The following is an 18,862-nucleotide window of genomic DNA, read 5'->3' as shown; positions in this document are numbered from 1 at the left end:
CACGATAATCAGCGGGCTGGCACGTTGGCCGCCATAGATTTCCGGCTTTGGAAACCGGACTCCACAAGCGCGAGGATCACCGTTAAGATGCATGCGATGCGCAAATTTGTTAATATCCTCCTGCCGCTGGCGCTCTCTGGCTGTGTCGACGCGGCGCCGCCGCCAGCCGAAGAGCCGAAGTTAGAGGTGACGCCCGGCATGACGGACGGGCAGAAGGCGGCGGCCATCTACAGCTATTGCGGGCAACTGGCGCGCCGCGAATGCCCGCGGGCTACAATCGCCTGCGACGCGTACCGCCCGGAGTTCGTCAAGATCTGCATGACCCGGGCCGGCGTGCGGCCGGATTACACGCTGATGCTGTTGAGCCGCTGACGACCGCTCACGGCAGCTCGTCGATCGCCTCGTTCAGGCTGTCGAGCGTGGTCCAGAGGGAGCTGATCATGGTTTCCCGCAGTTCGAGCCAGCGGGTTTCGTCGGCCTCCTCGGCGACGTTGCGCAGGAGGGTCAGCAGGGCGACGGCTTCGGCAATGTGCATTTCGGATTTATCGGAAACGCTCACGGTTTTTCTCCGGACATTCCCCATGGTCCCGATCATAACGCTAGTGCGCATGGCGGGCTTGTCAGCCCCTGAAATTTTGTCAGTTCCGTTGGGGCATTTCGCCGCCGGCCGGCTGCAGGGCGTCATGGGCTCGGCGCACGGCGGCCATCGCCTGGTCCCGCGCCGGCGCGACGCCGTGCGTCGCCACGCCGCTGCCGGGCGGATTGTAGAGCAGGCAGGACCAGAACCATTTCCCGTCCTGCGGTCCGCCGTCGTGGCGATAGACGCGGCCGATGCCGGGCACGGCATAATCATGCGCGCCGATCCGCTGCCAGTTCACAGCGCCTTGTTCCCTTTCAGTCGGACGGTCTCCGGCGCCAAACGCTCCGAGACCAGATCGCCATGATCGTCGATATAATGCCGGACGAAGGCAATGCCAGCGGATTTCAGATCGTCGGCGATGCCGTCGACCGGCGCTGTCCAGCCGAGTTCGATCAGCGCCCGGTGCACCTGCCTGTCCTGATCGGCCGCGAGGTGCGCTGCAAGCTGCCGAGTGACGGCTTCCTGCAGTGGCAGCGTGTAGCCGATCGAGTGCCGGCCGTCCCTTTCGGCGTGCCAGATCGCGGCGTGCTGGCCTTCCGCCTTGATGCCCTTGTCCCTGTCGTATCCGTTCACAGCGCCTTCTCCTTCTCCGCCTCGACCTGCCGGTCGAACCACGCCTCGGTTTTCGCCACCGCGCGGGCGGCCCTGGCCGGATCGAACTTCGTCACGTAATGGCGCAGGATCTGCGTCTCGCGGGCGAAGCGGTGGCCGGAGAGATTGCCGATCTCGGCATAGTCGCAGCCGGCATAGTCCGCCCAGGACAGCGCCGTGTCGCGCAGATCCTGATCGCGAAAGTCGGAGAGCGACGGCATCGAGGCCGCCGCATGGTCGCGCACTTCGCGGAACACCTTGCGCCACCAGTCGGCCTTGAACGGCCGTTGCGCCCGCTCGTCGACGATGACGCGGGTCGGCACGACCTTCCAGCCCTTGCGGCGTTCTCTTGCCGCGGCAAACCGTTCGCGGACGATGCGCGCCTGCGGAATGAGCAGCCGCTCGCCGGTCTTGGACTGCTGCCAGAGGATGCCGTCCGCGCCGAACTGGCGCTCCTCGAGGGCGAGGCGGTCCTTCTGGCGCTGGGCCGAGAACAGGGCGAGCCAGATGCAGTCGGCGGCTTCGGGCCGGCCGAGCGCATCGGCGGCGGCGGTCAGCGCCAGCATCTCGGCGACCGTGCCGACGCGCACCCTTTCTTCGGGAACCGGAAGCCGGTCCTCGATCAGCGCCACCGGATTGGCGCGGGCAAGCCCCTCGCGGACCGCCCAGGCGAAGGCCTGCGACAGCATTGCCCGGACGCCGCGCGCCGTCGACAGGCCGCGGGCGATCTCGACGCGCTCGATCGCCTTGCCGAGATCGGCCGGCGCCAGCGCCGCGGCGGGACGGTGCCAGCCATGATCGGCCTCGGTCTCGGCGAGTGCGGCCGCGCAGCTGCGGTAGAACCGGACCGTGTCGGCGGCACGGGGCTTGCGGCGTTTGCGCCCCTCGACGATTTCCCGGCCCTTGTTGCGCGGATCGCGGTCGAGAAATCCCTCGACCAGCTGGGAGAGCGTGGTCAATCGAGTGGGGTTCGCCCTTAAGCTTCTCGCCGGCTGTACCCGCCGGCGTTTCCCGAAGGCGGCGGCCGTAAGCTCCTCGCCATGCGGCTTCGTCGCTGCCGCCGCAGAACGCGCGGCCGCGATATCGGCCTGTTTGGCTTCCGACCAGGCGCGGCATTCCTCGACCGTGAACCACGGACCGTCCCCGCCGTGGCGCAGATCCTCGCCGGCAAAGCCGAGCCGGCGCTGCGCGGCCGAGGCGAAGAAGCGCGGCCGGCCGTCGCGCCAGGTGACCAGCGGAATGCGGATCGTGATGGTTCCCATTGTGGTGGCCTTCGCCCTTAAGCGCCTCGCCTGCGGCTCGTTGCTGGCGAAGGCGGCGTGTCCCGTGTGCATGTCCTGTCTCCTGTCAGAATGCGGTCAGCGCTTGCGGTTTGTCAAAGGCGGCCGCCGGCGCGGGTCCGGCGCCGGCGGCCACGATACCCGGCCGGGAGGGGAAGGCCGGGCGGGGTGTCACAGCTGCAGCCGCTTTTCGAGCAGTTCGCGCAGGGGCGCGTCATCCTCCCCGGCCGCGAGAAGAAGGCGCAAGCCGTCCATGGCGCAGGCGAGCGTGTCGCCTTCCGGGAGGCTGGAGCCCATCAGGCCGTCGGGATCGCGCACGAACTCGATGCAGTCCTGACAGGCGGCTGCGAACTGGGCGGCGGCCGCCATGATCTTCGACTTCTGGTCGGCAGTCATAGCATTTTCCCTTCGGCGAGACTTTCGTCCAGCGCTTCCTTGATTGCCGAGAGGTGGTTTAAAACGTCGTCGCACTCCATGACGACGGTGTTGTCGACGTCGCCGTAGCAATAGCCGATTTCCTGCAGCAGACCTTCGATCTTGAGGACACGGCGCATTGAAAAGGAATGCGCCCGCTTCGGCGTCCAGTTGTTGAGGCTGGCGGTGCCGGTGCCTATCCGTCTCATGCGGTGCGCCTTTCCGCATTGCGTTGACGCCTCTGCTCGTCGGTCAGCAGGAAGTCCGGAACGCACGCCGGAATACTGGTCGGACCCGGCACTTGCGCTCTATCGATCAGCGCTTCGTCGGCTGGGAAATCAGCTCCGGCGCCGGCAGGCGGATTGCAGAGTGCGTTCAGCAGTGCGGCGAGATCATCGCGCGAGCCGACCTCGATTTTAAGCGTAAAGGCCGGACGCAAACGCTCTGCCTTCCGGTAGGTTTCCGCATCCTCTTTCTTGGCGAGAAAGCGCCTTCGCACATTGTAGATAATCATGGCGTTCTCCTTTGATGATGAAATGGGGAGGTTCGCGAGAGTCCGCCTCCCCGGTCGGGTCCTGCGCGCGGCCGGCGGAGAAAGGCAACGCCGCCGCGCGTCTCGCAATTCAGATGCGCCTTGCCCGTCAGGCTACGCGGCGCGGCGGGATCCTCGGCGGGACGCTTGGCGCAGGATCAAGATCGAGCGCCACAGGTTCGGCGTCGGGCACCGGCTTCGACGGCTCCATTCCGACCGACATCGCGTCGAGGGAAGCCTCCAGCGCCGTGCAGCGCGTCTTGAGGAACGCGATCTCCGTCTGGCGCCGGGCGATCTCGGCCTCATGGGCGGCGACGGCGTTGTCGGCCGCGGCGAGATCGGCGAGCATGGTCTCGACGAAGCGGCGGTTCTCCGCTTCCGCCTGCCCGCCGAACTCGGCCTCGATCGCCGCGCCGACCGCTTCCTCGAGGAGGGCGTCATGGCCGCCGCCGGGTATTGTCGTTTGCACCATGTTCATGATGGGTCATGCTCCTTTTGCTGGTGACGGAAAACCATTGCCGGTCGCGCCGGGCGGTGCGGCCGTCGCCGATGAGGACGAAGGCGGCGACCGCGAAACAGACGGCAAATGCGAGGACGAGGGCGGCATCCGCCCATGCGTTGGGATCGCTCATTCGATGCCCTCACCAACGCTTCGAAATACCGCCGTTCCGAGATCCGAGATCCGGGCGATCCCCGGCGGCTTGTGAAGACCCTCAACGGCCAGCAGGCCCTGCCGCCGAAGGCTTTCGATCGTGTCGGTGGCAAAGCCGCCGCCGCTGTTGTTTGCGAACCACCAGTGCCTGCGGCGGCGGAGCGGTGCATCGGCGGCGGCATCGAGGGCCTTGCGCATTGGCGGCGAAAGACTCCGCCAGCACGCTCGCAGTTCACTCCGGGAGGAGTTGGGCGTCAGGGGGTCAGCCATTGGCCGCCTCCCTGGCCGGGCGTGCGCGCCGGGCGCGGGCGTCCATGATCGCCAGCGTCATCTTTCCCGAGCCGGTGATCAGCAGCGTGTTGCGGCCGGAGCCGATGACGGAGCGTACCAGGCCGAGGCGCTTGAGGACGCGCACGGTCGCCAGCGTCACCGTCCAGCGCTCGCCGATCAGCCCGTAGCCGCCGCGGCGGCGCGACAGGCGCCACATGCCGGCCTTGCGCAGCGCATCCTTTTCGGTGCGCGTCAGGAGGGAGGGATCGACCAGGTCGCCGGCGTCGACCGGCGGCGGCGCGACGGCGCGGCGGGCGGTCATGCCGGGCCCTCCTCGAGGACGAGGTCCGCCGGCAGCCATGTCTCGCCATTGGTGGCGACCCAGCGCTCGACCGCGGCGCGCGACCAGCCATTGATGCCCGGCAGCTTGGCCGGAAAGCCGTGCGCCTCGAGATCGAGGCGGTGCTGGCGGAATGAATTCTCGGTTTTCCAGCCGAGCGCGGCGGCGACTTCACGCGCCGTCATCACCAGCCGGTTTTCGATATGTTCCATTGCGCAAACGCTCCGTTTTTTCCGCAAATCAGATGCGATTTGCAGAAGGGAGCATTTCAGCAAATGTGATTTAATGCAACAGCGTCATGCGAAAAATCATCAACGCGCTGTAAACTGCTTCATGTGAAACGGGCGCGTTCAGGCATTTCGCTTCAGCCGCTCGGCCTGAAAGGAGATGATCGCGGCGTTTTCCTCGGCGCTTGAGTGGTCCTCGTCGGTCAGCCAGTCGGCGAGATCGACGACGGCGTCGGCAGTCATCCTCGCGTCGCCGGACTGCAGCGCGCCGGCCTCGTGCAGCGCGTGGACGACGTTCCAGACGGCCTGGCGGTAGCCGGTGACATTGAGCGCGCCGGCCGACATCGGCGGACCGTCGACGCCATAGGCATCGATGATGCGGCTGATCGTCGTCGCCGACAGGGCGTGCGGATGGTTGGCGTCGTTCATAAAGCGCGACAGCGTCGACGACGAAACGCCGGCGCCCTTGGCGATCGCCGACAGCGACAGGCCGAGATCGCCCTGGATCCTGCGCAGCCACTGGCGGTGCGCGTCCTTCAGATCGTCCGTCCTCGTGGTGAGCGGCTGCCCCGCCATCGCCTGTGCCCTCCTGGTCAATGCAGGAGGGCAGAAAAACACATGGGAATAATCAGGCACGAGGGGAAACTCTACACTTGACAAGACTGCACCAAATCAGATCGACGTTGCATTAATGCACACAATAGCGGGGAAGCCAATGGACCGCCACGAAACGCTGATGCCGATCGACGACCTGTTCGAGCGCGCCGGCCGTATCAATGTCAGCATGGCCGAACTTTCCCGCGACGCCGGGGTGCACAATTCCACGGCGAGCCGGATCCGCGCCGGCGCGGACCCCAACCGGCGCACCCACCTGAAGCTGCAGCGGGCGCTGCTCAACCGCGAGGCGCTTCTGCTGGAGCACCTGACCGGCCTGCAGCCGCATGCCGAAGGCGAGGGCGCGCGATGATCGCCTTCGCCCTTTGCGACCAGGTCGCCGACGACGCCGCGCCGGAGAAGCGCGCGGCGCTGGCGGCCGACATCGTCGCGCAGATCAACCGGGAAGCGGCGCTCGCTGGCCTGAAGGGGGCGAAGATCGAGCTCGTCTCGCTGCATCCGTCAAGCCGGGCCGGCTTCCGGCAGGTGCTGGTGACCGGCGGGCCGGGCGCAAGGCCCGCGACCGTCGAGGATTTCGCCGAAGCAAGAAGGAGAGGAATGTGAGCGACACGAAACAGATCAAGGTCAAGCGGCTGCGGCGAGGTTACATCCTCGAAACCGGTGGCGAGGAGATCGCCGGCGCGACGAATTTTGCCGATCTCGTCACCTTTCTCGCCGAGGCGCTGGGCGAGGAGCTCGTGGGCATCGAGACAGGAGACAGCAGTCTCTGGTGGGACCGGGAAATCGCCGAGGAGGAGCGACCGACCAGCGAGCAGATGAAGGACGTGCGGGAAGCGCTCAAACGGATTGACGAAGATCGCCCCACCGAAACCGAGCCGGACCGGCCGACCCCAGCGCCGGAAGCGACGCCGAGCAGGCCGCCAGACACGCCCGATCCTGAAGCGGCGGCTCCCGCGAAGCGGGAAGCGCCCAAGCTTTCGGAGAAGAAGGACGATCTGCCGGAAATGCAGCAAAGGGTGCTCGATCACCTGCAGCTCTGCGCCTTGCGGCATGGCGAGAGGTTTCAACTCGGCGGCGGCCGCCTGGCCGAGAAAGCCGGCGTTGCCCGCGGCAGCCTCGCCTGGCTGCTCGGCGAGCTGGAACGCAAGGGCTACATCATCGTCGAGAGCCGAGGTCGCGGCATCGACCCGTTCTATGTGGTGCCGATCCCCGACGACATGAAGGAGGCCGCGGCGTGAACGACCTAACCTTCAAAGCGTTTTCAGGTCTCAACCGGCTCCGGTGTGAGCACTCGAAAGGGTTCAATCATAAGCTGGAAAGCTGGACGCTCTCCGACTGGTTCACCGCGACAGTCGGGGAACTCGGCGAGGCGGCCAATGTAGCCAAGAAGCTGAACCGCGTGAGAGACGGCGTTGTTGGCAACCGCGAGACGGAAGCCGAGTTGCGGGCGAAACTCGCCGCCGAGATTGCCGATACGTTCATCTATCTGGACCTGCTTGCGCAGCGGATGGGGCTCGAACTGGCCGAGATCGTACCTCCAACCTTCGACAGGAAGTCGCGCGAGATCGGGTTCCCGTACCTGCTTCAACTCACGGCGTCAGATGAGGGCGTATCCGAAAGATGACATCCCATCCGGTCAGCCAGCCGATCGTTCACCAGTTCCTGCATGCCGAGGACGATGCCGTCCGCGCGGCGCTGATGCTGGCGACGCCCTGGGCCGTGCTCGAGCGCTTCCAGGGCCAGTACCGCAAAGTGTGCGTCGCGCTCGCCATGGCGGAGGGCGAGGCCTATCTCGACGCGATCCTGGCGGCGCTCGCGGCTCGGCGCGACGCCTTCGGCAATTGCGACCCGGAGATCGCCATGCAGCTGCGGGCCGCGCAGGTGCGGCTCTGCATCGCGGCGGGATCCGTCGCCATCGTTCCAGTCAGTAAAGCGTAATTTGCGTACCTCCCGTCCAACTGCCGGGCGAGCCAGTCTCGCGTGCGCCCGGCCCTTTTAACCGGACTGCAGAAAAGTCTCATGGCGCGAACGACATCCCGGCACCGGCGCAGAACCGAGGCGATACGGCCCGGCCAGCATTACGGCCCGCGCGTGCCGGGACGCCGCCGGCGCATGCAGGTCGCCGCCGCGGAGGCGGCATGGCGCACAGCCGCGCAGACGGTCGCACGCTTCTCCGGATACCCGCTCGACCGGATCCTCGAGGCGCGCCGGCCGGGCAAGCCGCGGATCGCCGGGCTCGCCTTCGCCCAGTCCGCGGCGATCTATCTGGCGGTCACCGTGTTCGACACGCGCCAATACTACCTGGCGCTGGCGCTCGGCCGCCCGCGCCGGCGCATCCACGCGATCTGCCACGCCGTCGAGGACCGCCGCGACTGCCCGGAGATCGACCGCCTGCTCGGCACGATGGAGCGGGTGCTTTCGTGCCCAGAGGCGACGCTTTGAACCGCCCGTCCGATTTCGCCGACATCAAGGAGGCCCTGCAGGACCGCATCGAGGCGCTGGCGCGCGAGCTGCTGCCGGACGGCCACCGCAATGGCGGCTACTGGATCGGCCGCAACCCGCTGCGCGACGACCGCCACGCCGGATCGTTCTGGATCCTGCTGAAACGCAATCCGGGCGTGTGGAAGGACGAGGCGACCGGCGACACCGGCGATGTCATCAACCTGGTGCAGTATCTCGGCCAGCTGCCGGACTACCGGGCGACGCGCGACTGGTGCGTGCGGTGGCTCGGCTGGAAAAGCGGGCCGCAAAAGCCGATGTCGGACGCCGCCCGCCGCGCGGTCGAGCGCCAGCGCGAGAAGCAGCGCGCCGAGCGCGAGGCGAGCGAGGCCGAGGAACTGGCAAAACAGTCCGGGCGGGCGTTCTCGCTGTGGCTGAAATGCGTAAAACTCACGCCGGACACCTTTCCCGGCTCGCTGCTCGAGACGTATCTGCAAAGCCGCGGGCTCGACCTGAAGCGCTGGCTGATCGACGCCGGCCGGCCGCTGCCGGGCGCGATCCGCTTTTCCGCCAGCGAGCCCTACGTCCTGGCGGAGGGCAGGGGCCGGACGCACCGGCCCTGCATGGTGACGCTGATGACCGGCGCGAACGGCCGCCACCAGGCGATCCACCGCACCTGGCTTTCGCCGGACGGAAGCGGCAAGGCGGCGTTCCCCGACCCCGAGCGCAACAAGGCGCGCAAGATCTGGCCGTCGCCGGTCGGCGCGGTGATCCGCATCTCGAAAGGCGAGGGCGACCTGACGCCCGAGGAAGCCGCGCGGCAGGGCCGCGCCGGCCCGCTCGTCGTCACCGAAGGCATCGAGGACGCACTTTCCATCGCAATCTCCTGCCCGGACCACCGCGTCTGGGCGGCAGGCACGCTCGGCAACATCGCCCATGTCCCGGTGTTGCCGTGCGTTTCGCGCGTGATCGTCGCCGCCGACAATGACTGGCACAACAAGCAGGCCTCGGCAGCCCTGGGGAGAGCCGTGGCCGCCCTGAAGGCCCACGGCAGGCCCGTCGCGATCGCGCGCTCGACGATCGGCAAGGACATGAACGACCTCTTGAAAGGAGAACCCGTATGAGATCCCGAGACATCCATTCGCTCGCCGACCGCGTCGCGGCCCATGTGGCCGAGTTCGACCGGCAAACCGGCGAGCCCGCCCCCGAGGAACTGCTTGCCTATTGCCGCGCCCGGCAGTTCCCGCCGGCCGAAACCGTGGCGCGCAAGTTCAGCGAGATCGCCGGCAGGCGCTTCCCCTGGACGTCGCTCGCCGAAGCGCCGCCGCCCGCGCGGCGGTTCTTCGAGATCTATGCCGGCATGGTGAAGCTGCTCGACCCGTATCTCGACGAGAACGCCGCGCCGCTGCCGTCGATCGACGGCGAGCCGGTCGCCCTGGACGCATCGATGGAGATCCTTGCGGCCCTGCTCGATGATGATGACGGGCCGCTCGAGTACCTGGCGAAGATCATTGCGACCCCGACGGATGACCTGGCGCACAAACTGCTCGGATGCAGCCTGATCGAGGCCGCGAACATACAGCTCATCGCCGCACGGGTCGCGGCGCCCTTCATCATGGAGAAATCCGATGCCGAGCCTGATCAGCATTCTGGGGCCGGCGCGGCCGCAGCGAAAGATCCCGGAGTACCGAAGGACCCCGGGGATGAAAAACCGGCCGGCGATGCTGCCGAGCAGGATCAAGGCGCTGACGGCAAGGCCGGCGCTGAAAAACCCGCCGCCGCATCTTCGCCTAAGAGCGGCCATGGGGATCGGCAGGACAGCCCGGAAAACAAGCCGCAAGAAAAGCCTGAAGTCAAAAAACCGGCTGCCAAAGCACGGGCTAAGTCGAAAAAAGCCGCAACCAAGTAAAGCGTAAATCCGATCCATGGCCAAGGAAACGCCCGGCGACGGCCAGGGCGAGGGGGCGTTCGACCCCTTCGCCACGGCCCGGCCGCTGAAATCGCAGAAGGCGCTCGCTGCGGCGGGCGGCCCGGGCGCGGGCCGCGACCGCGTGCGCGCCGCGGTCATGGACGCCGAGAGCGAGTCCAGCCCGTTCGACCAGGTCAACGACCCGCCGCCGGGCCAGAAGCTCGACGGCAGGGATCCCGGGCGCTGGGAGCCGGACGAATTCGGCCTGCCGCCCGACTGCCCGGTGATGCCGCTCGGCACGGACAACGGCATGTTCTTCTTCCTCGACACGATCGGGCAGCTGCGCGTCCTCAAGGAGGGCGAGTTCGGCCAGGGACCGCTGAACGCGCTGTTCATGGGCCGGCACTGGTGGCTCTACTGGGCGTTTCCGAAGAAGAACGCCGACGGCGCGGTGACCGGATGGCGCGCCGAGAAGGTGCGCGAATGCCTGATGGCGGCCTGCGCGAAAAAGGGCGCCTGGTCGCCGGCCAACAAGGTTCGCGGGCGCGGCTTCTGGACCGATCGCAAGGGCGACCTGGTGCTGCATTGCGGCGACCGGCTGATCACCGCGCGCGGCGAGGAACCGCTCGGCGAGTTCGAGGGCGCGGTCTATCCGACCCGCCCGCCGATCAACCGGCCCTGGCCGCAGGCGATCCGCGACAAGCCGGGGCCTGCGCGCCGCCTGCTGCCACACTTCCAGGCGTGGAACTGGGTGCGGCCGGGGCTCGACCCGGTGCTGCTTCTCGGCTGGATCGCCTCGGCCATGATCGGCGGCGCGCTCGAGTGGCGGCCGGAATGCTTCATCCTCGGCGACAAGGGCACCGGCAAGTCGACGCTGCAGCGCGATGCCAAGGCCCTTTTCGGCGACGGGATCGTCCAGACCGGCGACACCACGGCGGCCGGCATCTATCAGGAGCTCGGCTTCGACAGCCTGCCGGTGGCGATCGACGAATTCGAGGGCAAGGCCGACACCCGCAAGATGAAGGCCGTGATCGAGCTCGCCCGGCTGTCGTGCACCGGCGCGCCGATGATGCGCGGCGGCGACAACCACAAGGGCACCAAGTTCTTCGGCCGCTCAAGCTACCTGTTCTCCTCGATCAACACGCCGCCGCTCGACCCGCAGGACCTGTCGCGCCTGGCACTGCTGCGCTTGCGGCCGCACCGGGACGGCGCGGTCCGGCCGATCATCCCCGACCCCGAATTGCGGGAAATCGGCCGGCAGCTGATCACGCGGCTTCGCGAGGAGTGGCACCGCTGGCCGCAGACTTATGCGAACTGGCGCGAGTTCCTGGCGTCATGCGGCCATGACGGCCGGGGGCAGGACACGTTCGGAACGCTGATGGCGGCGGCCGACCTGGCGATCGGCTACGACGCCGAGGCGCTGAACCTGCTGATCGGCCCGGCCGCCGACGACCGCGAGGCCTGGCGCGAGCACTTCCAGGCGGCGCAGATGTTCGAGCACGACGACGCCAGCGAGAACTGGCGGTTGTGCCTCAACCACGTCCTGTCGCAGCGCATCGAGGCCTGGAAGGGCGGAACGCGGCACACGGTCGGCGAGGTGATAACCGAGTTCTGGGAACGCGACGACCCCAATTCGCGGCTTCGCGGCGATGCCGATCCGATCCGCTACGACGAGGCCCGCCGCCTCCTCGAGCAGACCGGCCTTTCGCTGATGAAGCCGCGCGCCGGCTCCAAGCATTTCGAGCTTTTCGTGCCCGACCAGCACCCGCTGCTGCACGCCCTGATGCGTGACAGCAAGTGGGCCGGCGAACTGTCGGCCGGGAGCTGGAAATACGCCCTGCAGAGCGCGCCGGAGGATATCTGGCGCGATGCGTCGGCGCGGATCGACGGCATCAAGAAGCGCGGCACGGCATTCATCCTTGGCGAAATTCTGGTGAAGGCCGAGGAGATCGAGGAATGAACGCGGTGCGTCCTGCCCCGACCCGGATCGCGCGGCAAATGGTAACAGCCCCGACCCCGACCCATAGTTTGCAGAAAACTGACCGCGCGGGTTTTCGGGAGGCAAGCGGGCAGGGGTGGAACGGCGGAACATGCCCCGTTCCAATATGCCGATGGCGCAAGCCGTTGAAAACAATGCAGCAATCGAGATGTGGAACAATGGAACGCTGGAACGTTGATGCCTCGCCTACGCGCGCGCGCATGAAGGATTGCGTGTTCCATTGTTCCATTGTTCCACATTCTGAATATCAGAGAGATATCAAAGGGTTATCCCTTGGTTTCCTTGGAACGGCGCTTGTTCCATTGTTCCAGACCGCGAAAAAACGTCGCGATTTCAGCCACTTGAATAAAAAAGGGGGTGAATATGGCCGGTGAGAAGCAGACCGGCGTCGGCAAGGCGCTCGATCTCGACGGCAAGGCGGGCGAGCTGGCCGATGAGCTGCGCGGCGAGGCGGACGCGCCGATCCAGAACGAGCTGTTCGCCGGATCCAGCGTGTTCGGCGAGATCAAGACGCCGGACGGCCAGACGACGCGCACCGGGCCGGGCCGGCCGAAGGGCTCGCTCGGCAAGTCGACCAAAGAGCTGGTGAAGCTGATCGAGGCGACCGGGCGGCATCCAATCCTGGCGATGGCCGAGATCGTCGCCACGCCGATCGACGTGATCGCCCGGACGCTGGGGTGCAAGAAGATCGAGGCGGCCGAGTATCACCGCAAGGTCATGAACGATCTGGCGCCCTACGTGGCGCAGAAGCTGCCGACCGCGATCGAGCTGCCGGGGGCGAACGCCGGGGCGCTGTTCATCAACCTGGGCGCGCCGGTCGAGACCGGCGAGAACATCGACCAGGCGTTCGGCAAGCTGCTCGAAGGCGTGAAGATCGCCTATTCCGAAACCGAGGAAAATCAACCACTTAGCGACGACGACGCCGGGCCGTCTCACGGCGCGCCGTCTCACGATGAGGGCAAGTAGATGAAATCATTGGCAAAATCGCCTTTCGGCCCGCTGATAGAGTTTCAGCAGGCCGACCACATGGCCGGCCCGCTGAAACGGCAGGAGAAGCGCGATCCGTCCGGCCACCCCACCCGCCTCGCGCATGGCCGCGCAGGCCGGGCCATTCCCCGAATTCGGGTTTCGCGCAGAGATAGGGGCAAGCCCGTGCGATTTTCGGGCTTCAAAACGGAAGGTCCCGGTTTGGGTATGTGCGGGAAACCAAACTCGGTGGGCCGGGGGTCGGGGGGAGAGAGGCGATGAGCAAGCTCGATCCTTCCATCGAACGCGAATTCACGCGCCGGCGCTGCTTCGGCTGGGATCCGATCGACCGCTTCCAGTGCTATTTCTGGTTCGTCGGCTGGTGGGCGATCTCGTTCGGCTTCCACGCCAGCCTGCGCGATCCGAATGTCGAGATCCACTTGCCATTCGGTTTTGTCCGCATCGGCTGGGTCGGCGCGTCGGCGCGGCGCTTCGAGAAATGTCTCGACTTCGTTCATCGAAGGGGCGAGCCATGACCGCCGATACAACCGCCCAGGTCATCGCGCTCTACAAGAAGCTGCAGCTCGAGAAGATCGATATCAACGGCTATACGCCGCCCGGCCCGGTGGCGCGCAACTTCATGCTCGACCGGACGAACAGCGTTCGCGGGCTGATGGGACCGGTCGGCTCCGGAAAGACCAACGTCAACTTCTTCGACAAGCTCGTGTGCGGCCGGCAGATACCGAAATGCACGTCCGGCAAATATGCCGGGCACCGGCTGCACCGCCACCTCGAGATCCGCGACACCTACGCCAATCTTTGGGGATCTACGATCCGCTCCTGGTGGCGGTGGTTCGGCCCGGATGTCGGCGACTGGTCGGGCGGGGAAAACCGCAAGGCAACCCACACGCTGGTTTTCGAGATGCCGGACGGCGGAAACCTGTTCTTCGAGATGGTGTTCCAGGCGATCCAGGATGCCGACGTCGACGCGGCGCTTCGCGGCATCGAGTTCACCACCGGCAACATGGGCGAGGCCGACCAGCAATCGGGCGACGTCCTGACCTATCTGGTCGGACGGTCGCAGCTTCGTCGCTATCCGCCGAAAGCATTTTTCGGCGGCGTTACCGACTACTACACGGGCATCACGCTAGACCTCAATCCGCCGGACCCGGAAAACTGGGTCTATCGCGTGTTCGAGGAGGAAAAGCCGAAAAACCACAAGCTGTATCGCCAGCCGTCCGGCAGGGGGCCAAACGGCGAGAACCGCATCGGCGTTACCCGGCAGGAATACATAGATTTGGCGGAAACGAACGCGCACAGGCCATGGTGGGTGCGCCGCATGATCGACGGCCAATGGGGTTATTCCCGCGAGGGCGAGCCGGTCTATCCCGAATATGACGACGACGTCCATTGCGAGCATGACGGATTCGACCCGATCCCCGGCCTGCCGCTGCGCTTGAGCTTCGACCAGGGCGTCACGGGACCGGCGATGCTGGTGAAGCAGTACACGCCGGAGGGGCAGCTGCGCGTTCTTCGCGAATACTGCCCCGGCCGGATCGGCCCTTCGGGCTTCTTCCGCAACTGCAAGATGATCCTGCAGACGGAATTCCGCGGATACCGGATCGAGCGCGCGACCGGCGACCTCGCAGGATTTTCCGGAGGTGACAGCGAGACCGGCGACAAGAGCTTCTTCGAGACCGGTTCCGTGATCCTCAACATCCCGATCTTTCCTTCAGAGACCAACGAGCTCGGCCCCCGCCAGGACGGGGTGCGCCAGCTCCTGCGCTACTCGATCCGCCCGAAGGTGCCGGCGCTGCTGATCGACGGGCGGAAATGCCCGAAGCTGCGCAAGGGCTTCAACTCGGCCTACCGCTACCGCAAGCGTCGCGGCAACGAGGAGCGCACGGACCCGCTCCCGGAGAAGAACGAATTTTCCAACCCGCACGATGCGCTGCAATACGGCGTCATGGATCTGGTCGGCCTGACCGGTATCGAGCGCGGCGACCTGATGGGCGGCCGCGGCGACAAGATGGGGCCGCAGGACGATGACGATGACGGCAATTCGGGGAGCGCGCATGTCGCCTCGTCCGATTTCGACGTGTTCCGGACATGATCGAATGGCGGCCGGCGGCGATCGGGGACCTGGCCGCGGTGCGTCCGCATTGCGGGGCGCGCCGCTTCAACCTGCTTTGCCGGCAGATTTCCGATTTCCCGGCCTGGACCGTGTGCCTCGACGGCAAGCCGGTGGCGGTCTGTGGCCTGGCGCCGGCCGGTCCGGACACATACGAGGCCTGGCTGACCGTCTCGGCCGACCTGCGCGGCCGTGCCGGCGTCACCGTCATCCGCGCCATTCTGATGCGAACCGCCGAGATCATGCCCTGGGATCACCTGATCTGCAGGATCCGCGACGGCCATGCCGCTGGGCGGCGGATGGCGACGCTTGTCGGTTTCCAGCCGACCGCGGAAACGCTTCGCTCCACCGACATCCGGACCTGGCACCGGCCGCCGCTGTTTGGCGAAACGCAAAAGGTAACAGCCGAATGCCGCCCGTAACCTGCCCGCCAATTCCACCGCACGGGAGAACCGACATGGAGACATTGTTCGGCATCAAGCGCCCCGAGGGGCCGTCCGCGGGCGAAAAGGCGCTGCAGCGGGAACGCTACGAGAAGGCCAGCAAGGCCGATGCCGAAGCCGACCAGAAGGTCGCGCTCGCCGCCCGCGCGTCCAGCCTGCGGCGTTCGCTCGCCTATCGCGACGACCGCAAGAAATCCGCGCTGGGAGGCTGACCGGAAGGTGCCTGCAGACAAGCCCGCCCGCAACACGAAAGCCGTCGCCAAGGCCTGCGCTTCCGCCTATGAGGATTGCCGGCCGCAGAAGCAGCGCGTCGACGAGCTGCACGAATACGTGCTGCCCTACCGCACGCCGTCCGGCGGAAAGTCCGGCAGCACCTCGGGCAAGGTCGACCGCATCTTCGACAGCACAGCGACCAAGGCCGCGTTCCGTTTCGCTGGCCGGATGCAGCAGGACGTGACGCCCGCGTTTCAACGGTTCTTCGAGCTCAAGGTCGGGCCGTATCTGAATATCGACGGCGACCGCAAGAAGGCGATCGAGGAAGAGCTCGAGGTGATCACGAAGAAGATCGCCGCGGTGCTGGAAGGGGCCGATTTCGCCGTCGCGTCCGGCGAGATGTATCTCGATCTCTTCGCCGGAACGGGCGCCATGCTGATCATCGAGGACGAGCACGACATCGCCCGCTTCGTGTCCGTTCCGGCGGCCGAGATCGCGCTGCGCGAGGACGGCACCGGCCGCGTCAACGGCGTTTACTGGAAAAAGGAATTCCGGGCGTCCGACCTGCCGACGCTGTGGCCGGACCCGGTGTTTTCCGACCGCCTGCAGTCGATAATCCGCGACAAGCCCGACCACATGGTCGCAATCATCCAGGCGAGCGAGTTCAACCACAAGTCCCGCAAGTGGGAATTCACCGCGATGTGTGCCGACCAGGAGGACGAGGCGGCTATTTTCGCGCATGACGAGAAGACGTGCCCCTGGCTGACGCCGCGCTTCTACAAGGTGCCCGGCGAGGCGATGGGCCGCGGGCCGGGGCTGATGGGCCTGCCGACCGCCAAGACGCTGAACAAGGTCACGGAGCTGACGATCAAGGCGGCCGCCTTCGCCATTCTCGGCCTGTGGGCCTACCGCAACGACCGGGTGTTCAACCCGAAGACGGCGAAGATGGTGCCGGGCGCGATGTGGCAGGTGTCCGCGACCGGCGGAAGCATGGGCGCCTCGCTGCAGAAGCTCGACGTTCCCGGCCGCTTCGACGTGTCCAACCTGATCCTACAGGATCTGCGCGAGAACGTGAAAACGGTCATGCTCGACGACACGCTGCCGCCTGACAGCGGGGCGGTGCGCTCGGCGACCGAGATCGTCGAGCGGATGAAGCGCTTGAGCCAGGACCTGTCGGGCGCCTATGCGCGGCTGATCCTCGAGATCATCCGGCCTCTGGTGCAGCGGCTGATGGACATCCTGCACCGCCGAAACCTGATCGAGATCGATCTCGACATCGACCAGCTGATCACGCGGGTCGAGGTGGTCTCGCCGATCGCCAAGCTGCAGCAGGCGCAGGACGTTTCGTCCCTGGTCGAATGGCTGCAGATCATCGCAGGCCTCGGCGGCCAGCAGATGATGATGCTGACCGCGCGCATCGAGGACGTGTTCACCGATATCGGCCGCAAGCTCGGCATCCCGGAAAAGCTCATGCGCTCGGAAACCGAGAAGAAGCAGATCCAGAACATGATCGCCGAAATGATCGCCCGCCAGCAACAGGCGGCGCAGCCGGAGCAACCGCCGCCGCAGGCCCAGCCGGCGGCCTAGGCAAGCGGAGAACAGGACACGCATGACCGAAGCAATCGACAAATCGAACGATCACGGCATCGATCCCGGCGACGAGGAGCGTTTCGTCGACGGACCCGATATCGACCAGCCGGCCCTCGACGATCTTCTCGGCGCGTTCAGCCGGGCGATCGGCGGCGACGAAACCGGCTGGGGCGCGATCGACAGCGCGCCGGCGGCGCTCGCCGAGCAGCGGCGGCAGTCGCAGGCGGCGATGAAGCGCAAGGCGAACGACTTCCGTGACTGTTTCTCGACGCCGGCCGGCCGGCGCGTGCTCGAGCAGCTTCTCGACCAGACGCTGCGCGCCGAGGCCTATCCGGAGGAGGCGCAGCTTCCGATGGAGGCCATCACGCCGCTTTGCATCGCGCACCAGACACGCTGCAATTTCGTCAGGGCCATTCTCGCGGCCATCGCCCAGGCGGATAACCGGCCGCAATCCCCGCAAGCACAGGACGCATGACATGAGCGAACAGGACACCGATCACGGCCTCGACCCGGCCGCCGACACCCCGCCGCTGGAGACCCCCGGCGGCAACCAGCAAAAAAATTCGTCGCAGGACCCGACGCAGGGCGGCAGGACGGACCCGATCGGCGGGGCCGACGGCGCGGCCGCGGACCTGCATTTGCCGGACGGGATCCCCGACCACCTGAAGGGGCAGTCCGATCAAGAGACGATCGACAAGGTTTGGGGCGCCTACAGGGGCGCGCGCGACGAGCTCGCCAAGAACAAGCCGGAGGGCAAGCCGGAAAAACCCGAGGCCTACAGTTTCGAGTGGCCGGACAGCATCAAGAGCTCGATCGCCGAGGACGACAAGGCGGTTTCGCTGTTCCGCGAGATCGCCCACGAGGCGGAGTTCACGCAAAAGCAGATCGCCGCAATCCCGAAATTCTTCGAGGCGGCCGCCGAGAAGGGACTGATCGACAAGCCGCAGGACAACAACGCCCTGCTGGAAAGCCTGGCCCCGGAGGGCTTCCAGGGCTCGGCCGAGGAAAAGCGCACCAAGGGCGCGCAGCGCCTGACGACGGCCGACAACTGGGTGAAGCAGCTCACCAAGGATCAGGGCTACGACGACGCCATGAAGGAGGAGCTGCGGCTGCTGACGACGTCCGAGCCGGGCGTCCGCGTCCTCGAGCGCTATATGGGATCCGGCGTCGTCAAGACGGTGACCCCCGGCGGAGAGCGGCAGGCGTCCGGCGTCACCCAGTCGCAACTCAACGCGCGCGTCGCCGATCCGCGCAACAACAGCACGTCGGAGAAATTCGACGAGGATTTCGCCAAGGAGACGCGCGAGCTGTTCAAGCGCGCTTTCCCGGACTGATCCTTGCGCCCCGCCCTTAAGCTCCGGCGCCGCGCGGTCAACAAGCATGGCACGGCGCTTAAGGGCATAGTTCCAAGGCCCTAGGAGGAACAATTGCCAAGGAAGAACGCCCGCCCAGCCGCGAAGAAGGCTGCCGCGAGAAAGAAAGCCCGCATGAGAGACGAGGCAGAGCGCCCGCCACATATAGGGCCAGTCCCGCTTCTTCAGACAACCGTTTCAGCGACATTGCTTGCCGCCATGGCAGCAGGCCTCCAGTTGCGCCCCAAAAGGTAACAGC

The 18,862-nt window shown here is 66.4% G+C and carries 32 protein-coding genes; 19 read left to right on the top strand and 13 right to left on the bottom strand.

The genetic code is table 11. The features are described 5' to 3' along the window. Nucleotides 1-96 precede the first annotated feature (96 nt). Nucleotides 97-372, top strand: a complete 276-nt coding sequence (locus LC298_RS10690) for a hypothetical protein (RefSeq protein ID WP_131566938.1) — start codon at nucleotides 97-99, stop codon at nucleotides 370-372. A 7-nt stretch (nucleotides 373-379) separates the two neighbouring features. Here the strand turns inward: LC298_RS10690 and LC298_RS10685 are convergent, their stop codons facing one another. The 13 genes from LC298_RS10685 to LC298_RS10625 all read right to left on the bottom strand — a co-directional run bounded on the left by LC298_RS10685 (nucleotide 380) and on the right by LC298_RS10625 (nucleotide 5,522). Further along, nucleotides 380-559 carry a hypothetical protein gene (locus LC298_RS10685; RefSeq protein ID WP_131566935.1) on the bottom strand — a complete coding sequence of 60 codons (180 nt, stop codon included), beginning with the start codon at nucleotides 557-559 and terminating at the stop codon, nucleotides 380-382. A gap of 79 nt (nucleotides 560-638) precedes the next feature. After that, the gene (locus tag LC298_RS10680; protein ID WP_131566932.1) at nucleotides 639-878 is read right to left on the bottom strand and encodes a hypothetical protein; all 240 of its coding nucleotides are present in this window, start codon (nucleotides 876-878) and stop codon (nucleotides 639-641) included. Next, nucleotides 875-1,213 carry a hypothetical protein gene (locus tag LC298_RS10675; RefSeq protein WP_131566929.1) on the bottom strand — a complete coding sequence of 113 codons (339 nt, stop codon included), beginning with the start codon at nucleotides 1,211-1,213 and terminating at the stop codon, nucleotides 875-877. Before LC298_RS10675 ends, LC298_RS10680 begins: the two co-directional genes overlap by 4 nt. After that, nucleotides 1,210-2,565, bottom strand: coding sequence for a site-specific integrase (locus tag LC298_RS10670; RefSeq protein ID WP_131566926.1), 1,356 nt, complete (start codon nucleotides 2,563-2,565; stop codon nucleotides 1,210-1,212). Before LC298_RS10670 ends, LC298_RS10675 begins: the two co-directional genes overlap by 4 nt. Before the next feature lie 117 nt (nucleotides 2,566-2,682). Continuing rightward, entirely contained in the window at nucleotides 2,683-2,907 is a 225-nt protein-coding gene (locus LC298_RS10665; protein ID WP_131566923.1) for a hypothetical protein, read from the bottom strand. Further along, nucleotides 2,904-3,134 (bottom strand): metal-sensitive transcriptional regulator, encoded by a 231-nt coding sequence (locus LC298_RS10660; protein WP_131566920.1) that lies wholly within the window; start codon nucleotides 3,132-3,134, stop codon nucleotides 2,904-2,906. Before LC298_RS10660 ends, LC298_RS10665 begins: the two co-directional genes overlap by 4 nt. Next, nucleotides 3,131-3,439, bottom strand: a complete 309-nt coding sequence (locus tag LC298_RS10655) for a hypothetical protein (RefSeq protein WP_131566917.1) — start codon at nucleotides 3,437-3,439, stop codon at nucleotides 3,131-3,133. The genes LC298_RS10660 and LC298_RS10655 overlap by 4 nt, the downstream gene beginning before the upstream one ends. Before the next feature lie 127 nt (nucleotides 3,440-3,566). After that, entirely contained in the window at nucleotides 3,567-3,935 is a 369-nt protein-coding gene (locus LC298_RS10650; protein WP_131566914.1) for a hypothetical protein, read from the bottom strand. After that, a complete protein-coding gene (locus LC298_RS10645; RefSeq protein WP_131566911.1) occupies nucleotides 3,895-4,089 on the bottom strand; it encodes a hypothetical protein in 195 nt (64 codons plus the stop codon). The genes LC298_RS10650 and LC298_RS10645 overlap by 41 nt, the downstream gene beginning before the upstream one ends. After that, nucleotides 4,086-4,379, bottom strand: coding sequence for a hypothetical protein (locus LC298_RS10640; RefSeq protein WP_131566909.1), 294 nt, complete (start codon nucleotides 4,377-4,379; stop codon nucleotides 4,086-4,088). The genes LC298_RS10645 and LC298_RS10640 overlap by 4 nt, the downstream gene beginning before the upstream one ends. Continuing rightward, complete coding sequence (locus LC298_RS10635) at nucleotides 4,372-4,701, bottom strand: hypothetical protein (protein ID WP_131566906.1); 330 nt, start codon at nucleotides 4,699-4,701, stop codon at nucleotides 4,372-4,374. Before LC298_RS10635 ends, LC298_RS10640 begins: the two co-directional genes overlap by 8 nt. Beyond that, nucleotides 4,698-4,931 (bottom strand): hypothetical protein, encoded by a 234-nt coding sequence (locus LC298_RS10630; protein WP_131566903.1) that lies wholly within the window; start codon nucleotides 4,929-4,931, stop codon nucleotides 4,698-4,700. The genes LC298_RS10635 and LC298_RS10630 overlap by 4 nt, the downstream gene beginning before the upstream one ends. 138 nt (nucleotides 4,932-5,069) lie before the next feature. Then, nucleotides 5,070-5,522, bottom strand: a complete 453-nt coding sequence (locus LC298_RS10625) for a helix-turn-helix domain-containing protein (protein WP_131566900.1) — start codon at nucleotides 5,520-5,522, stop codon at nucleotides 5,070-5,072. A 139-nt stretch (nucleotides 5,523-5,661) separates the two neighbouring features. Here LC298_RS10625 and LC298_RS10620 point away from each other — a divergent pair, with 139 nt between their 5' ends. The 18 genes from LC298_RS10620 to LC298_RS10535 all read left to right on the top strand — a co-directional run bounded on the left by LC298_RS10620 (nucleotide 5,662) and on the right by LC298_RS10535 (nucleotide 18,585). Further along, a complete protein-coding gene (locus tag LC298_RS10620; protein WP_131566898.1) occupies nucleotides 5,662-5,913 on the top strand; it encodes a hypothetical protein in 252 nt (83 codons plus the stop codon). Further along, entirely contained in the window at nucleotides 5,910-6,164 is a 255-nt protein-coding gene (locus LC298_RS10615; protein ID WP_131566895.1) for a hypothetical protein, read from the top strand. Before LC298_RS10620 ends, LC298_RS10615 begins: the two co-directional genes overlap by 4 nt. Further along, nucleotides 6,161-6,799 carry a hypothetical protein gene (locus LC298_RS10610; protein WP_131566892.1) on the top strand — a complete coding sequence of 213 codons (639 nt, stop codon included), beginning with the start codon at nucleotides 6,161-6,163 and terminating at the stop codon, nucleotides 6,797-6,799. Before LC298_RS10615 ends, LC298_RS10610 begins: the two co-directional genes overlap by 4 nt. Continuing rightward, entirely contained in the window at nucleotides 6,796-7,185 is a 390-nt protein-coding gene (locus tag LC298_RS10605) for a MazG-like family protein (RefSeq protein ID WP_131566889.1), read from the top strand. The genes LC298_RS10610 and LC298_RS10605 overlap by 4 nt, the downstream gene beginning before the upstream one ends. Continuing rightward, nucleotides 7,182-7,499, top strand: a complete 318-nt coding sequence (locus LC298_RS10600; protein ID WP_131566886.1) for a hypothetical protein — start codon at nucleotides 7,182-7,184, stop codon at nucleotides 7,497-7,499. The genes LC298_RS10605 and LC298_RS10600 overlap by 4 nt, the downstream gene beginning before the upstream one ends. A gap of 81 nt (nucleotides 7,500-7,580) precedes the next feature. Further along, nucleotides 7,581-8,003, top strand: coding sequence for a hypothetical protein (locus tag LC298_RS10595; RefSeq protein WP_158284714.1), 423 nt, complete (start codon nucleotides 7,581-7,583; stop codon nucleotides 8,001-8,003). Beyond that, nucleotides 8,000-9,124 (top strand): DUF7146 domain-containing protein, encoded by a 1,125-nt coding sequence (locus LC298_RS10590; protein WP_158284713.1) that lies wholly within the window; start codon nucleotides 8,000-8,002, stop codon nucleotides 9,122-9,124. The genes LC298_RS10595 and LC298_RS10590 overlap by 4 nt, the downstream gene beginning before the upstream one ends. A 44-nt stretch (nucleotides 9,125-9,168) precedes the next feature. Then, nucleotides 9,169-9,909 (top strand): hypothetical protein, encoded by a 741-nt coding sequence (locus LC298_RS10585; protein WP_131566880.1) that lies wholly within the window; start codon nucleotides 9,169-9,171, stop codon nucleotides 9,907-9,909. A 16-nt stretch (nucleotides 9,910-9,925) separates the two neighbouring features. Further along, nucleotides 9,926-11,869 carry a hypothetical protein gene (locus LC298_RS10580; protein ID WP_131566877.1) on the top strand — a complete coding sequence of 648 codons (1,944 nt, stop codon included), beginning with the start codon at nucleotides 9,926-9,928 and terminating at the stop codon, nucleotides 11,867-11,869. 197 nt (nucleotides 11,870-12,066) lie between these two features. Continuing rightward, nucleotides 12,067-12,282, top strand: a complete 216-nt coding sequence (locus tag LC298_RS10575; protein WP_131566874.1) for a hypothetical protein — start codon at nucleotides 12,067-12,069, stop codon at nucleotides 12,280-12,282. After that, complete coding sequence (locus LC298_RS10570) at nucleotides 12,272-12,874, top strand: hypothetical protein (RefSeq protein WP_131566871.1); 603 nt, start codon at nucleotides 12,272-12,274, stop codon at nucleotides 12,872-12,874. The genes LC298_RS10575 and LC298_RS10570 overlap by 11 nt, the downstream gene beginning before the upstream one ends. Before the next feature lie 278 nt (nucleotides 12,875-13,152). Beyond that, nucleotides 13,153-13,410, top strand: coding sequence for a hypothetical protein (locus LC298_RS10565; RefSeq protein ID WP_131566869.1), 258 nt, complete (start codon nucleotides 13,153-13,155; stop codon nucleotides 13,408-13,410). Further along, nucleotides 13,407-14,987 carry a hypothetical protein gene (locus LC298_RS10560; RefSeq protein WP_131566864.1) on the top strand — a complete coding sequence of 527 codons (1,581 nt, stop codon included), beginning with the start codon at nucleotides 13,407-13,409 and terminating at the stop codon, nucleotides 14,985-14,987. The genes LC298_RS10565 and LC298_RS10560 overlap by 4 nt, the downstream gene beginning before the upstream one ends. Further along, entirely contained in the window at nucleotides 14,984-15,427 is a 444-nt protein-coding gene (locus LC298_RS10555) for a GNAT family N-acetyltransferase (protein ID WP_131566861.1), read from the top strand. The genes LC298_RS10560 and LC298_RS10555 overlap by 4 nt, the downstream gene beginning before the upstream one ends. Nucleotides 15,428-15,462: 35 nt before the next feature. Next, nucleotides 15,463-15,660, top strand: a complete 198-nt coding sequence (locus tag LC298_RS10550; protein ID WP_158284712.1) for a hypothetical protein — start codon at nucleotides 15,463-15,465, stop codon at nucleotides 15,658-15,660. A 7-nt stretch (nucleotides 15,661-15,667) separates the two neighbouring features. Next, nucleotides 15,668-17,248: a portal protein gene (locus LC298_RS10545; protein WP_158284711.1), complete on the top strand. Its 1,581-nt coding sequence runs from the start codon at nucleotides 15,668-15,670 to the stop codon at nucleotides 17,246-17,248. 22 nt (nucleotides 17,249-17,270) lie between these two features. Beyond that, complete coding sequence (locus LC298_RS10540) at nucleotides 17,271-17,726, top strand: hypothetical protein (protein WP_131566855.1); 456 nt, start codon at nucleotides 17,271-17,273, stop codon at nucleotides 17,724-17,726. Between the two features lies 1 nt (nucleotide 17,727). Further along, complete coding sequence (locus LC298_RS10535; RefSeq protein WP_131566852.1) at nucleotides 17,728-18,585, top strand: hypothetical protein; 858 nt, start codon at nucleotides 17,728-17,730, stop codon at nucleotides 18,583-18,585. Nucleotides 18,586-18,862: the final 277 nt, after the last annotated feature.

Origin of the sequence: Oricola cellulosilytica, from assembly GCF_019966575.1 — a bacterium.
GTDB classification, from domain to species: domain Bacteria; phylum Pseudomonadota; class Alphaproteobacteria; order Rhizobiales; family Rhizobiaceae; genus Oricola; species Oricola cellulosilytica.
Note: the sequence above shows the minus strand (reverse complement) of the source record. Positions and strands in the feature narration are given on the sequence as shown.

Coding starts and splice junctions, on each gene's coding strand:
- LC298_RS10565 (WP_131566869.1), top strand. CDS start 13,153: ATGAGCAAGCTCGATCCTTCCATCGAACGCGAATTCACGCGCCGGCGC.
- LC298_RS10640 (WP_131566909.1), bottom strand. CDS start 4,379: ATGGCTGACCCCCTGACGCCCAACTCCTCCCGGAGTGAACTGCGAGCG.
- LC298_RS10615 (WP_131566895.1), top strand. CDS start 5,910: ATGATCGCCTTCGCCCTTTGCGACCAGGTCGCCGACGACGCCGCGCCG.
- LC298_RS10600 (WP_131566886.1), top strand. CDS start 7,182: ATGACATCCCATCCGGTCAGCCAGCCGATCGTTCACCAGTTCCTGCAT.
- LC298_RS10555 (WP_131566861.1), top strand. CDS start 14,984: ATGATCGAATGGCGGCCGGCGGCGATCGGGGACCTGGCCGCGGTGCGT.
- LC298_RS10575 (WP_131566874.1), top strand. CDS start 12,067: ATGGAACGCTGGAACGTTGATGCCTCGCCTACGCGCGCGCGCATGAAG.
- LC298_RS10625 (WP_131566900.1), bottom strand. CDS start 5,522: ATGGCGGGGCAGCCGCTCACCACGAGGACGGACGATCTGAAGGACGCG.
- LC298_RS10535 (WP_131566852.1), top strand. CDS start 17,728: ATGAGCGAACAGGACACCGATCACGGCCTCGACCCGGCCGCCGACACC.
- LC298_RS10580 (WP_131566877.1), top strand. CDS start 9,926: ATGGCCAAGGAAACGCCCGGCGACGGCCAGGGCGAGGGGGCGTTCGAC.
- LC298_RS10630 (WP_131566903.1), bottom strand. CDS start 4,931: ATGGAACATATCGAAAACCGGCTGGTGATGACGGCGCGTGAAGTCGCC.
- LC298_RS10560 (WP_131566864.1), top strand. CDS start 13,407: ATGACCGCCGATACAACCGCCCAGGTCATCGCGCTCTACAAGAAGCTG.
- LC298_RS10655 (WP_131566917.1), bottom strand. CDS start 3,439: ATGATTATCTACAATGTGCGAAGGCGCTTTCTCGCCAAGAAAGAGGAT.
- LC298_RS10645 (WP_131566911.1), bottom strand. CDS start 4,089: ATGAGCGATCCCAACGCATGGGCGGATGCCGCCCTCGTCCTCGCATTT.
- LC298_RS10550 (WP_158284712.1), top strand. CDS start 15,463: ATGGAGACATTGTTCGGCATCAAGCGCCCCGAGGGGCCGTCCGCGGGC.
- LC298_RS10690 (WP_131566938.1), top strand. CDS start 97: ATGCGCAAATTTGTTAATATCCTCCTGCCGCTGGCGCTCTCTGGCTGT.
- LC298_RS10665 (WP_131566923.1), bottom strand. CDS start 2,907: ATGACTGCCGACCAGAAGTCGAAGATCATGGCGGCCGCCGCCCAGTTC.
- LC298_RS10660 (WP_131566920.1), bottom strand. CDS start 3,134: ATGAGACGGATAGGCACCGGCACCGCCAGCCTCAACAACTGGACGCCG.
- LC298_RS10620 (WP_131566898.1), top strand. CDS start 5,662: ATGGACCGCCACGAAACGCTGATGCCGATCGACGACCTGTTCGAGCGC.
- LC298_RS10540 (WP_131566855.1), top strand. CDS start 17,271: ATGACCGAAGCAATCGACAAATCGAACGATCACGGCATCGATCCCGGC.
- LC298_RS10635 (WP_131566906.1), bottom strand. CDS start 4,701: ATGACCGCCCGCCGCGCCGTCGCGCCGCCGCCGGTCGACGCCGGCGAC.
- LC298_RS10650 (WP_131566914.1), bottom strand. CDS start 3,935: ATGAACATGGTGCAAACGACAATACCCGGCGGCGGCCATGACGCCCTC.
- LC298_RS10670 (WP_131566926.1), bottom strand. CDS start 2,565: ATGCACACGGGACACGCCGCCTTCGCCAGCAACGAGCCGCAGGCGAGG.
- LC298_RS10595 (WP_158284714.1), top strand. CDS start 7,581: ATGGCGCGAACGACATCCCGGCACCGGCGCAGAACCGAGGCGATACGG.
- LC298_RS10570 (WP_131566871.1), top strand. CDS start 12,272: ATGGCCGGTGAGAAGCAGACCGGCGTCGGCAAGGCGCTCGATCTCGAC.